Annotated in this window: 12 protein-coding genes; all 12 read left to right on the top strand. The window is 65.9% G+C overall.

Features of this window, described 5'->3' with window-relative positions; translation table 11 throughout:
- Positions 1–46 precede the first annotated feature (46 nt).
- Positions 47–895 carry a shikimate dehydrogenase gene (gene aroE, locus ACFO3A_RS11310; RefSeq protein WP_377726400.1) on the top strand — a complete coding sequence of 283 codons (849 nt, stop codon included), beginning with the start codon at positions 47–49 and terminating at the stop codon, positions 893–895.
- Positions 892–1623, top strand: coding sequence for a monofunctional biosynthetic peptidoglycan transglycosylase (gene mtgA, locus ACFO3A_RS11305; RefSeq protein WP_377726398.1), 732 nt, complete (start codon positions 892–894; stop codon positions 1621–1623). The genes aroE and mtgA overlap by 4 nt, the downstream gene beginning before the upstream one ends.
- 98 nt (positions 1624–1721) lie before the next feature.
- Complete coding sequence (gene ruvC, locus ACFO3A_RS11300) at positions 1722–2279, top strand: crossover junction endodeoxyribonuclease RuvC (RefSeq protein WP_377726396.1); 558 nt, start codon at positions 1722–1724, stop codon at positions 2277–2279.
- Between the two features lie 42 nt (positions 2280–2321).
- A complete protein-coding gene (locus ACFO3A_RS11295; protein ID WP_377726394.1) occupies positions 2322–2861 on the top strand; it encodes a thermonuclease family protein in 540 nt (179 codons plus the stop codon).
- Between the two features lie 59 nt (positions 2862–2920).
- Positions 2921–3532, top strand: coding sequence for a hypothetical protein (locus tag ACFO3A_RS11290; RefSeq protein ID WP_377726393.1), 612 nt, complete (start codon positions 2921–2923; stop codon positions 3530–3532).
- Positions 3529–4089 (top strand): TlpA family protein disulfide reductase, encoded by a 561-nt coding sequence (locus ACFO3A_RS11285; protein ID WP_377726391.1) that lies wholly within the window; start codon positions 3529–3531, stop codon positions 4087–4089. The genes ACFO3A_RS11290 and ACFO3A_RS11285 overlap by 4 nt, the downstream gene beginning before the upstream one ends.
- Positions 4090–4237: 148 nt before the next feature.
- Positions 4238–4696, top strand: coding sequence for an acetyl-CoA carboxylase biotin carboxyl carrier protein (gene accB, locus ACFO3A_RS11280; protein WP_377726389.1), 459 nt, complete (start codon positions 4238–4240; stop codon positions 4694–4696).
- Positions 4697–4810: 114 nt separating this feature from the next.
- Entirely contained in the window at positions 4811–6166 is a 1356-nt protein-coding gene (gene accC / locus ACFO3A_RS11275) for an acetyl-CoA carboxylase biotin carboxylase subunit (protein ID WP_377726505.1), read from the top strand.
- A 137-nt stretch (positions 6167–6303) separates the two neighbouring features.
- Positions 6304–7191, top strand: a complete 888-nt coding sequence (gene prmA, locus ACFO3A_RS11270; protein WP_377726387.1) for a 50S ribosomal protein L11 methyltransferase — start codon at positions 6304–6306, stop codon at positions 7189–7191.
- 77 nt (positions 7192–7268) lie between these two features.
- On the top strand, positions 7269–8465 hold the full coding sequence (locus ACFO3A_RS11265) for a zinc-ribbon and DUF3426 domain-containing protein (RefSeq protein WP_377726385.1): 1197 nt from the start codon (positions 7269–7271) through the stop codon (positions 8463–8465).
- 15 nt (positions 8466–8480) lie between these two features.
- Positions 8481–9389 carry a carbohydrate kinase family protein gene (locus ACFO3A_RS11260; protein WP_377726383.1) on the top strand — a complete coding sequence of 303 codons (909 nt, stop codon included), beginning with the start codon at positions 8481–8483 and terminating at the stop codon, positions 9387–9389.
- A 26-nt stretch (positions 9390–9415) separates the two neighbouring features.
- Positions 9416–12778 carry an MHYT domain-containing protein gene (locus ACFO3A_RS11255; protein ID WP_377726382.1) on the top strand — a complete coding sequence of 1121 codons (3363 nt, stop codon included), beginning with the start codon at positions 9416–9418 and terminating at the stop codon, positions 12776–12778.
- The last annotated feature ends 49 nt before the right edge of the window (positions 12779–12827 follow it).

Raw genomic sequence — 12827 nt, 5'->3', positions numbered from 1 at the left:
ATGAACCCATCCTGTATCGGCGTCCCCCCACAGCCTGGATAGCACCATGACCTCTTGCGATCTTTACTGCGTTTTCGGCCACCCCATTGCCCACAGCCGCTCGCCCTGGATTCACCGGCGTTTTGCCGAACTGACCGGGCAGAACCTGGATTACCAGGCGCGTCTGGCCCCGTTGGAGGGTTTTGCCGACAGTTTGCGTGACTTTATTGCCGAAGGTGGCCGGGGCGCCAACGTCACCGTGCCGTTCAAGCACGAGGCGGCGGCCTGCGCCCAAACGCGCAGCCAGCGCGTCGAACTGGCCGGGGCGGCCAATACCCTGGTGATCGGGGCCGATGGGCAGATGCACGCCGACAACACCGACGGCCTGGGCCTGGTGGCCGACATCACGCGCAATGCCGGCGTGGCGCTGGCCGGGGCCGACGTGCTGCTGGTCGGTGCGGGCGGCGCGGCAGCGGGCGTGCTGGGGCCGCTGATCGAGCAGCGGCCGCGCAGCATCACCCTTTGCAACCGCACCCGCGCCAAGGTCGATGCCCTGGCGCTGCGCCACCAGGTGCTGGCCCGCGCCGCCGGGGTGACGCTGGCGGTGCAGGAGCAGGCCGCGCTGGCGGGCGATTTTTCCGTGGTCATCAACGCCACGGCGGCCAGCCTGCAAGGCGGCGGCGTGCCCATTGCCGCGCAGGCGCTGCGCCCCGGCGCTTTGGCCTACGACATGATGTACGGCCCGGCGGCACAGGGCTTTCTGGCCTGGGCACAGCAGCATGGCGCCGTGGCCCGCGACGGCCTGGGCATGCTGGTCGAGCAGGCTGCAGCCGCTTTTGCCCTGTGGCGCGGCGTGCAGCCGCCCGCCGCCCAGGTGCTGGCCGAGCTGCGGGCACAACTGGCGCAAGGGGCATGACCGCGCTGAAAGTTTTTACTGCCGGCCTGGAGCGCTGGCTGCTGGCCGTGATTGCGGCGGGGGTGTTGCTGCAACTGTTTTTCGTGCTGCGCATCGCGCTGATGGCGTGGTGGGCGCCGCAATCGACGGCGTTCGAGCGCAGCCAGCTCTGGCAGCACTGGCAGTCGGGCGCGGCAACGCCCTGGCGCCAGCAGTGGGTGGATTACGCGCAGATCACCCCGGCGCTGAAAAAAGCCGTTTTGACGGCAGAAGACGACTTGTTCACTGAACATGACGGCGTGCGCTGGCAGGCGATCGAGAAAGCCTGGCAGCGCAACCAGCAGGCGCAGGCCAAAGCCCAGCCGGGCAGCCGACCGGCCAAGGTCTACGGTGGCTCCACCATTACCCAGCAGCTGGCGAAGAATCTGCTGCTCTCGGGCGAGCGCAGCCTGCTGCGCAAGGGCCAGGAGCTGGTGCTGACGTTTCTGCTGGAGCAATTGCTGGACAAACGCCGTATCCTGGAGCTGTACCTGAACCATGCCGAATGGGGTCAGGGCATTTTCGGCGCCCAGGCGGCGGCGCAGCATTACTTCAGGAAACCGGCCAGCCAGCTCACCACGCTGGAGGCGGCCCGTCTGGCGGTCATGCTGCCGCGCCCGCGCTATTTCCAGAACCACCTGCAATCGCCCTACCTGCACCAGCGGGCGCAGGCGATTGCCCGGCGCATGGCGGCCACGGCGATTCCGTGAACTATCGAAAACAATAGCTGTTTCCGCATGGATTATCTTGTTTTCAGATGGTTTTATTATTGAAACTGTTTATTCATCAGCGCAACCAGCTCACTTTTATGAGAATCCTTGGCATCGACCCCGGCTTGCAGACCACCGGCTTTGGCATCATCGACTGCCAGGGGCGGCAGTTGCAGTACGTGGCCAGCGGCACCATCCGCACCACGCGCACTCCGGGGATCGAGCTGGGGGATTTGCCGGGGCGGCTGAAAATTATTTTTCAAAGCCTGGGCGAAGTCGTGCAGTGCTACCAGCCCAGCGTGGCGGCGGTGGAGATCGTGTTCGTCAACGTCAATCCGCAGTCCACCCTGCTGCTCGGGCAGGCACGCGGCGCGGCCCTGACGGCGCTGGTGGCGCACGATCTGGCCGTGGCCGAATACACCGCCTTGCAGATGAAGAAGGCCATGACCGGCAATGGCCGCGCCGCCAAGGCGCAAATCCAGGCCATGGTGCAGCACATGCTGCGCCTGCCCGGCCTGCCCGGCCCGGACGCCGCCGACGCGCTGGGCCTGGCCATCACCCATGCCCATGCCGCACCCATGCTGGACAAGCTGGCCAGCCAGGCCGGTTTGCAGCGGCGCCAGCACGCCATGCTCAAGGGCGGGCGGGTGTATTAAGGGCGTATTAAAAAAGAAAGTCGGGAAAGTTTGCAGAAGTTGTTGAGCGATAGGCGCATGCGCCTGGGGTTGGCCATCTGGCTGCTGCTGGCCGCGTGTGCCGTGCAGGCGGCGGGCACCTTGCACGGCAAGGTCGTCGGCGTGGCCGATGGCGATACCGTCACGGTGCTGGATGCCCGCAAAAAGCGCCACAAAATCCGCCTGCAAGGCGTCGATGCGCCCGAGCTGCGCCAGGCTTTTGGCCGCAAGTCCAAGCAATCGCTGTCCGATCTGGTGTTCGGCCAGCAGGTCAAGGTGATCCTTCAGCAGCGCGACCGCTACGGGCGCTGGCTGGGCAAGGTCATGGTGGCCGACCCCGGCTGCCGTGCCGCCAGGTGCCCCCTGACGCTGGATGCCGGGCACGCCCAGCTCACCCGGGGGCTGGCCTGGTGGTACCGCGCCTATGCCAAGGAGCAAAGCGCTGCCGATGCCGCCGCTTATCGGTGGGCCGAGCAGGAGGCCCGCGCCCGCCGTGCCGGTCTGTGGCAAACCGCCAGGCCGACGCCGCCCTGGGCGTGGCGGCGCAAGCACGCACGATCCTGACTGCCTCCATTACGGGTTTACGCCGAGGCAGTGAATACGTTCTGATACCCTTGGCCGTTATGCGTACTGCCAGACACCAGGATTGCAGCCTGGAAATTGCCGAGACTGCCGCCCGCCTGATCGTCGAAGAAGGGCTGGAGTGGGGCGCGGCCAAGCGCCGCGCCGTCAAGCAGCTGGGCCTGCCCGTGCGCACGGCCTTGCCGGACAACGCTTTGCTTGAAGACGTGGTGCGCGACTACCTGGCGCTGTTCTGCGCCGACACCCAGCCGCAGGAGCTGCGGGCGCTGCGCGAGCTGGCGCTGGTGTGGATGCAGCGGTTGCAGGACTTTCGCCCGCACCTGACCGGCGCCGTCTGGCGCGGTACGGCCACGCGGTTGTCGGATATTTACCTGCAATTGTTCTGTGATGACCCCAAATCGGCAGAAATTGCCCTGATCGACCGCCAGGTGCGCTTTGACGTCAGTCAGGTGCCCGGTTTCAAGGGGGCGTTGGTCGATGCCCTGAGCATCCACAGCCTGTGCCAGCCGCTGGGCGAGATGGTGGGCGTGCACCTGCTAATCCATGATTTTGACGAGCTGCGCGGCGCCTTGAAGCCCGACAGCCAGGGCCGCAGCCCCCGGGGGGACATGCACGCCTTGCAAACCTTGCTGGCCGAACCGGAGGAACCATGACCGTAGAAAAAACCAACCCATCGACCTCGCGCCGCCACTGGCTGCTGGCCGCTGGCGGCGTCGCCGTGACGGCCGGCGCGGGCATCGGGGCATGGCAATACCTGCGCCCCAGGGCCGAGCTGGACGCCGCCCTGGATGCCTTCTGGGCGCAGCAATGGCCCACCGCCACCGGGGAAATGGTCGCTTTGCGCCAGTACCGGGGGGGCCAGCCGCTGCTGGTGAACTTCTGGGCCACCTGGTGCCCGCCGTGCGTGGAGGAGCTGCCGCTGCTCGACCGCTTTGCCCAGGCGCAAGGCCAGGCGGGCCGCCAGGGCGTGCGCGTGCTGGGTATCGCGGCGGACAGGGCCGCCAGCGTTACCCGCTGGTTGCAGCGCCAGCCGCTGGCCTACCCGGTGGTGATCGCCGAAACCGGCGGCGTGGCCGTGACCCGCACCCTGGGCAACAGCAATGGGGGGCTGCCGTTTTCCCTGCTGTTCGATGGGGCCGGGCAGCTTAGGCAGCGTAGAATCGGTGCCTTCTCCGAAGAAATCCTGCAGCGCTGGGCCGCTGCCGTTTAGCAGCAGATAGCGACAAAGGTCTGCAACAACGCACCGTCATAGAAAAATTCCACAATGACGTTGATTGAAAATAGCTACCGAAGAACGCAAAAGGCCTAAATTAAGGTACATTCGCGCCCTTGTTCAGTCTTTAGCTGTTGGAGCTTTCATGGATCTGCGTAAACTCAAAACCCTCATCGACCTGGTGTCCGAGTCCAATGTCTCGGAGCTGGAAATCACCGAGGCCGAGGGCAAAGTCCGCATCGTCAAAAGCGCTGGCGTCGTGCAGCAGTTCGTCGCTGCCGCTCCCGTGGCTGCGGCCCCCGCACCGGCGGCTGCGCCCGCTGCTGCCGCCCCCGTGGCGGAACTGCCGGCCCCGGCGGCCGCCGCCACCGGCCACCAGGTCAAGTCGCCCATGGTGGGCACCTTCTACCGCGCTTCCAGCCCCGGCGCCAAGCCGTTCATCGAGATCGGCGCCCAGGTCAAGGAAGGCGACGTGCTGTGCATCATCGAGGCCATGAAGATTCTCAACGAGATCGAGGCCGACAAGTCCGGCACCGTCACCCGCGTGCTGGCGGAAAACGGCCAGGCGGTCGAATACGGCCAACCGCTGTTCGTGATCGAGTAATCGTCACCGTTCACTGTCGTGGGCGCCAGCACGGAAATCATCGTCGATGGCGTCAGCGTCGTGCAGGACGAACTCGCCCCGCTGCGGGCGCGAAACAACGAGGAGCCTTCTTTCATGTTTAAAAAAATCCTGGTGGCCAACCGCGGTGAGATTGCCTTGCGCATCCAGCGTGCGTGCCGCGAAATGGGCATCAAGGCGGTCATGGTGTATTCCGAAGCCGACCGCGATGCCAAATACGTCAAGCTGGCCGACGAGGCCGTGTGTATCGGCCCCGCGCCCTCGCCGCTGTCCTACCTGAACATGCCGGCGCTGATCTCGGCGGCCGAGGTGACGGACTCCGAAGCCATCCATCCCGGCTACGGCTTCCTGGCCGAGAACGCCGACTTTGCCGAGCGTGTCGAGCAAAGCGGCTTCCAGTTCATCGGCCCCACCGCCGAATCCATCCGCATCATGGGCGACAAGGTGTCGGCCAAGCAGGCCATGATCAAGGCGGGCGTGCCCTGCGTGCCCGGCTCGGAGGGCGAGCTGCCGGACGACCCGGCGCACATTCGCCGCATTGCCAAGTCCATCGGCTACCCGGTCATCGTCAAGGCCGCTGGCGGCGGCGGCGGGCGCGGGATGCGCGTGGTGCATACCGAAGCGGCCCTGGTCAATGCCGTGCAGATGACCAAGGCCGAGGCGCAGGTGGCCTTCGGCAACCCGGCGGTCTACATGGAGAAATTCCTGCAGAACCCGCGCCACATCGAAATCCAGATTCTGGCCGACAAGCACAAGAACGCCGTCTACCTGGGCGAGCGCGATTGCTCCATGCAGCGGCGCCACCAGAAGGTGATCGAGGAAGCCCCGGCCCCCGGCATTCCGCGCCGCCTGATCGAGAAGGTGGGCGAGCGCTGCGTCACGGCCTGCAAGAAAATCGGCTATCGCGGTGCAGGCACCTTCGAGTTCCTGTACGAGAACGGCGAGTTCTACTTCATCGAGATGAACACCCGCGTGCAGGTCGAGCACCCCGTGACCGAGCTGATCACCGGCGTGGACATCGTGAAAACGCAGATCATGGTCGCCGCCGACGAGAAGCTGCCCTTCACCCAGCGCCAGATCAACGCGCAGATGCGCGGCCACGCCATCGAGTGCCGCATCAACGCCGAAGACCCGTTCAAGTTCATCCCCTCGCCCGGGCGGGTGACGATGTGGCACATGCCCGGCGGCCCCGGCGTGCGCGTGGACTCGCACGTCTACAACAACTACTTCGTGCCGCCCAACTACGACTCGATGATCGGCAAGCTCATCGTCTACGGCGATACGCGCGAACAGGCCATGGCGCGGATGCGCACGGCGCTGTCCGAAGTGGTGATCGAAGGCATCAAGACCAACGTGCCCCTGCACCAGGAGCTGATGGTCGATGCCGGCTTTGCCGAAGGCGGCACCAACATCCACTACCTGGAGCATTGGCTGGAGCAGCGCAAGCGCTGATGCCGTTCCCATTCCGACAAAAACACCAGAAAACATAGCTATCACCGCTTGCTATCATTGGATTTCAGGGTTGAATGATTCTGAAACCATTGAATGGCAAGCGGTGATAGCTATTAACGTTATAGAAAGCCCCGGCCATGTTTGAGCTGATCCTGATGTGCCCCCAAGAACAGGTGGAAGACGTAAGCGACGCGCTGGACGCGCTCGATGCCCTGAGCGTCTCGGTCGAGGACATGGACGCACACACCGACGCCGAGCAGGCCCTGTTCGGCGAACCCGGGATGCCCGCCCCCAAGGACGGCTGGAACCGCAGCCGCATCACCGCCCTGTTCCAGGAACGCGCCGGTGCCGACGAAGCCGCGCGGCTGCTGGCCCTGCAGGATTTCTTCGCCGGCTGCGAAGTGCTGGGCATCCAGCCCCTGCAACAGCAGGACTGGGTGCGGCTGACGCAGGCGCAATTCCAGCCGGTGGACATCACGCCCGAATTCTGGATCGTGCCCACCTGGCACGAACTGCCCGAGGCCGCGAAGGTCAGCATCCGCCTGGACCCCGGCCTGGCCTTCGGCACCGGCACCCATCCCACCACGCGCATGTGCCTGCGCTGGATTGCCCGCCAGAGCGCGGGCAGCCTGGGCCGCGTGCTGGACTACGGCTGCGGCTCGGGCATCCTGGCCATCGGCGCGGCCAAGTTCGGGGCGCAGGCCATCGACGCGGTGGACATCGACCCCGATGCCGTCACCTCCTGCCAGCTCAACGCCCAGGCCAACCACGTGCAGCTGCACGCCGGGCTGCCCGACCAGGCCAGCGGCCAGTACCAGACCGTGCTGGCCAACATCCTGGCCACGCCGCTGAAAGTGCTGGCCCCGCTGCTGTGCAGCCATGTCCAGGCGGGCGGTCACCTGGTGCTGGCCGGCATTCTGGAGCGCCAGACCGAGGAACTCATCGACGCCTACGCCCCCTACCTGCCCCTGCAGGTGGCCGACAGCGAAGACGGCTGGGTGCTGATGACCGCACAGCGCCCGTAAGAGCGTGTTGACGATCTCTGCGCGGGTGTGACGGGGATACTGAGGATGCCTGCGGCAGCTTCTACAATCGCCGGGCCATGAGCTTGATCACCTGCTGCCCCTCCTGCGGAACCCGGTTCCGGGTCGTGCCCGACCAACTGCGCATCTCCGATGGCTGGGTGCGCTGCGGGCGTTGCCAGGAAGTGTTCGATGCCGCCGCTGCGTTGCAGGAAGTGCCGCCAGTGGAACCCCCGACGGCGCCACTAGCCCCTGTGGTGCCGCCAATGGCCGATCAGCCGCAGCCTGAACCTGCGCCGGAGCCGGAGCCGGAGCCGGAGCCGGAGCCGGAGTTTGTGTCCGAACCCGAACCCGAACCCGAACCCGAGTTTGTCCCGGAACTGGAACTAAAACCGGAGCCGGTTCGGGTGCCCGAATCCCAGCCAGAGCCAGAGCCAGAGCCAGAGCCAGAGCCAGAGCCAGAGCCAGAGCCAGAGCCAGAGCCAGAGCCAGAATTTTTCCCGGAACGGCTGTCATCTTCCCCCCCGAAGGTTGAACCGGCGCTGGAGCCATCCCCGCCAGCAGCGCAAGCATGGGCTGCGGATGGTTTGGAGGGAGAACCGTCCCTGCCTGCGGTGGCGGACGATTTCACCGTCACCTTGACCCCCGAGGAAATGGCGCCCGCCGCCCTGGCGGCAGACCCGGACGGTGCGGCGGACGCCGACGTTCGGCTCGATCTGGCCGATCCCCCGTTCGATGCTGCGGGACAGGACGATGTGCCGCCCCCCAGCTTTGTGCGCCAGGCCCAGCGCCGGGCCCGCTGGAACCGGCCCTGGCTGCGGTTTGTGGCCTGGACTTTGCTTGTGCTGCTGCCTGTGCTGCTGGGGTTGCAGTTCTTGCTCTACCAGCGCAACCCCCTGGCGGCGCAAGTTCCGGCGCTGCGGCCCTTGCTGGTCAGCCTGTGCCAGGTGGCCGGATGTTCGATTGCCGCGCCGCACAACATCGCCATGGTGGTGGTGTCCGGCTCGGCCTTCAACCAGGAGGCGCAGCCGGGCCAGTACCGTCTGGGCCTGAGCGTGCGCAACCAGTCCAGCAGCATCGTCGCCACCCCGGCGCTGGAGCTGACGCTGACCGATGCCAGCGACCAGCCCCTGGTGCGCAGGATTTTCCTGCCTGTCGAGCTGGGGATGCCCGCCGAGCTGGGCCCCCGGGCCGAATGGAGCGGCAGCCTGCCTTTGGCCGTGCAGCCCTTGCCCCAACCCATTGCGGGTTACCGCATGGAACTGTTTTATCCCTGACTAGAAAGATTTTTTATGACCGCCCTGATCTGCGGCTCCCTGGCGTTTGACACCATCATGGGCTTCGAAGGCCGCTTTGCCGACCAAATCCTGCCCCAGCAGCTGCACATCCTGAACGTGTCGTTTCTGGTGCCTTCGCTGCGCCGCGATTTTGGCGGCTGTGCCGGCAACATCGCCTACAGCCTGAAGCTGCTGGGGGGCGAGCCCCTGCCGATGGCCACCGTCGGGCAGGACGGTGCCGACTACCTGCAGCGCCTGCGGGACTTGGACATCGACACTGGCTGCATTCGCGAGGTGCCCGACACCTACACCGCCCAGGCGATGATCATGACCGACCGCGACAACAACCAGATCACCGCCTTTCATCCCGGCGCGATGAACCAGGCCCACCTGAACACGATCGACGCCAGCCTGGGCGCAAAGATCGCCATCGTTGCCCCCGATGGGCGCGATGCCATGCTGCAGCACGCGGCGCAGTTGCACGCGGCCGACATTCCCTTCGTTTTTGACCCGGGCCAGGGGCTGCCGATGTTCAACGGCGAGGAATTGCTCACCTTTATCGAGCAGGCCAGCTGGATTGCGGTCAATGACTACGAAGCGCAAATGCTGTGCGAGCGCACCGGGCTGGACCTGGCCGCCCTGTCCGGCAAGGTGCAGGGGCTGTTCGTCACCCTGGGCGCCCAGGGCTGTCAGGTCTGGCAGCAGGGGCAGGTGACGACGGTGCCTGCCTGCACGCCCAAGGCGGTGGTCGATCCCACCGGCTGCGGCGATGCCTGGCGCGGGGCCCTGCTGTTCGGCCTGCTGCAAGCTTGGGATCTGCCCCGCTGTGCCGCCCTGGGCAACCGGATGGGGGCGCTGAAAGTGGCGGCCCAGGGGCCGCAGAACTATCGGCTGGACTTTGACCCCTTAAACTGCGCCGGGTAGCAGACACGCTGGAGGGGAGGTAGCCTATGCTGGCGCAGTTTTTCGTGCAAGGCTGGGCGCCCGATCCCCTGCTGTGGGGGCAGCACGACCCCTGGCTGGTGCTGCTGTCGGTGCTGGTGTCGGTCGGGGCGTCCGCCGTGGCGCTGCACATGGCGCAACTGGCCCGCAAGGCCCAGAACGCACAGGGACGCAACCTGGCGCTGGGCTCGGGGGCCCTGGCCCTGGGCTGCGGCGTCTGGACCATGCACTACGTCGGGATGCTGGCCTTTGCCGTGTGCGGGCAGGCCAGCTTCCACCCCTGGATGACGGCCCTGTCCGTGCTGCCGAGCATCGTCGCGTCCTGGGTGGCGCTGCGGCTGCTGATGCGTGAAACCGTCACTAGGCCGGTGCTGCTCAAGGCGGCGGTGCTGATGGGGGCGGGCATTGGCACCATGCATTACCTGGGCATGGCCGCTTCCGACCTGGCCCCTGCCATGCGCTACGACGCGCTGGGCTTCGTGCTGTCCATCGTCGTTGCGGTGGTTCTGGCCGCCCTGGCGCTGTGGGTGCGCTTTGGCGTGCAGCGCTATTTCCCCCTGGGCTCCATGCGCAATACGGCCCTGGCCGGGACGGTGATGGGGGCGGCGATTGCCGCCATGCACTACACCGGCATGGCGGCTCTGCGCTTTACCGAGCCGATTGCCGAGCTGCAGGTGGAAGCATCGGCGCTGACCATCCCGTTGCAGGCCACCTTGTCGCTTGCCATTGCCGTGGTGACGGTCACCTTGAGCCTGCTCATCCTGGCGATCAACGGCAATTTGCGCTATCGCTACCTGCTCGACCAGATGCAGGCGGCGCGGCAAAGCCAGCAAGACGCCGAGGAACTGCTGCGCCGCAGCGAAGAGCAGTTCCGTTCCCTGGTGAAAAACATCCCCGGGGCCACCTTTCGCTGCCGTATCGATGCCATGTGGAGCATGGCCTTCGTCAGCGATGCCGTGCTGGAGCTGACCGGGTGGCCGGCCCGCGACTTCATTGCCGGGCAGGTGCATTTCGGGCAGATCCTGCACCCCGAAGACGAGGAATGGGTCGGCCCCGCCATTGCCCGTGCCGTGACCCTGCGCCAGCCCTACCGGCTGGAGTACCGCATTGCCCACCGCGACGGCATGGTGCGCTGGGTGTCCGAGACGGGCCGCGCTGCCTACAGCGACCGCGATGGCCAGCTGTACCTGGACGGGGTGATCCTGGACATCACCGCCTCCAAACTGCGGGCTGCCGAGTTCGAGGGCACCGTGGCCGCCATCAACCGGGTGCAGGCCATGGTCGAGCTGGATCTGGATGGCCACGTCATCGGCGCCAATGCCAACTACCTGACGCTGATGGGCTATACCCTGGAGGAAGTGCTGGGCCTGCACCACCGCAACTTCTGCACCGACCGGGAAACGACCAGCCCCGCCTACGCCCGGGCGTGGCAGCAGCTTCTGGCGGGGCAGCCGGTGATCGGGGAATTTCTGCGCGTGGCCAAGGATGGGCACCGGGTCTGGATTCTGGGGTCGTACAACCCGATCTTCGATGCCGAGGGCAAGGTCTTCAAAATCATCAAATTCGCCACCGACCTGAGCGGGCGCCGGGCGATGGAAGAAGCCCTGCGCCAGGCGAAGGAACATGCCGAGGTGGCAGCCGCTGCCCGCAGCAGCTTCCTGGCCAACATGAGCCACGAAATCCGCACGCCGATGAACGCCATCATCGGCTTCAGCGAAGTGTTGCTCGACAGCCCTTTGGATGCCACCCAGCGCCAGCAGCTGACCACGGTGCGTCAGGCCGGGTTGTCATTGTTGCGGCTGCTCAACGACATCCTGGATTCCGCCAAATTGGAGAAAGGCGCCATGCAGCTGGAGGAGGCCGATTTTTCCCTGCGCCAACTGTGCGAGGAAGTTCTCGATACCCAACGTCTGGGGGCTGTGAAGAAAGGTTTGGCCGTGGTGCTCGATTACCCGGCCAGGGTGCCCGAGTTTTTCCATGCCGATGCGCTGCGCATCCGGCAGGTACTGCTCAACCTGCTCAGCAATGCCGTGAAGTTCACGGAGGCGGGGCAGGTATGCCTGCGCGTTGACCATGGCCCTGACGGTCTGGTGCTGCAAGTGGCCGATAGCGGCATCGGCATGTCGCCGGAGCAGCAGCAGCGCATTTTCGATCCCTTTGCCCAGGCCGATGCCTCGACCACCCGCCGCTATGGGGGGACGGGGCTGGGCACGACCATTGCCCGCCAGCTGGTGCAATTGATGGGGGGCAGCATCACCGTGGACAGTGCAGCGGGGCAAGGCTCGACCTTCAGCGTGCTGCTGCCCCTGCGGCAGGTGCAAGGGGCCATGGTTGCCAGTCCGGGCGAGGAGAGGGCGCAGCCCCTGCCGCCGCTGCGCGTGCTGTGTGCGGATGACATGCCGGAAAATCTGGAGCTGCTGCGCATCGTGCTGGGGCGGGGTGGCCATCAGGTGACCCTGGCCCCTGGCGGGCAGGAAGCCGTGGCGCAATTTACCCGGCAGCCTTTCGATCTGGTACTGATGGACTTGCAAATGCCCGAGGTCGATGGCTACAGCGCAGCGCGGCAAATCCGTGCCATCGAGGCCGCACGGCAGCAGCCCCCCACGCCGATCATCGCCCTGTCGGCCAGCGTGCTGGAAGCAGATCGTGCCCTGGCCCTGCAGGCCGGGATGAACGGCTTTGCCCATAAGCCCCTGCATACGCCTCACCTGTACGCTGAAATTGCGCGGGTGCTGCAATTGCCCTCGGCCCTGGCAGCGTCGGAAGCGGCGGCGGAGCCGGGCGCCGGGATGGAGCCGCCCTGCGCCGCCTGCGTCAGTCCCTGGAATGCCCAGGCCGCCCAGGCCCTGTGGGGGGACGAAACCACCTGGCGGCAAGCGCTACGGCGCAGCGTGCAGCAGTACCGGCATGGCCTCGAACCATTGCGTGCAGCGCTGGCGGTACAGGATTGGGCCGCCGTGGTGCAGCACGCGCACCGCTGGCGCGGCGTGGCGGCCAATCTGCAACTCCAGCCCCTGGCCTGTGCGCTGCAGCAGCTGGAGTCGGCGGCACTGGCCGAAAGCACTGCCGAGGTGGATGCCGCACTGGCCCTGGTGCAACAGGTGTGGCATCAGGTGCAGCAGGCCGTTGCACAGTGGGAGGCCGCACCTGCCGACCTGCCGGTCCAGCCGCAGAAAACGCCGCCGGATCCGCGACTGGGCCCGTGGGTTGCCGAGGCCGTTGCCCTGCTGCAGCAAGGCGAATTGCCCGGTGGGGTTCTGGCACAGCTGCAATCGGTACTCAGTGCCGTGGAATTTGAAGCCATCCGAAATGCCATCGATGATTTCGACTTTTCCCGTGCGCAGCAGTTGCTGTTGCGGGTAGTTGAGTAACATTTATTGCAAATACACTTCAAAAGGTAAAAAGTTGTGCGGAATTACG

Origin of the sequence: Comamonas nitrativorans, assembly GCF_042654765.1 — a bacterium.
GTDB lineage: Bacteria > Pseudomonadota > Gammaproteobacteria > Burkholderiales > Burkholderiaceae_C > Comamonas > Comamonas nitrativorans.
The sequence above is the reverse complement of the archived record's forward strand: the minus strand, read 5'-3'. Positions and strand labels throughout refer to the sequence as shown.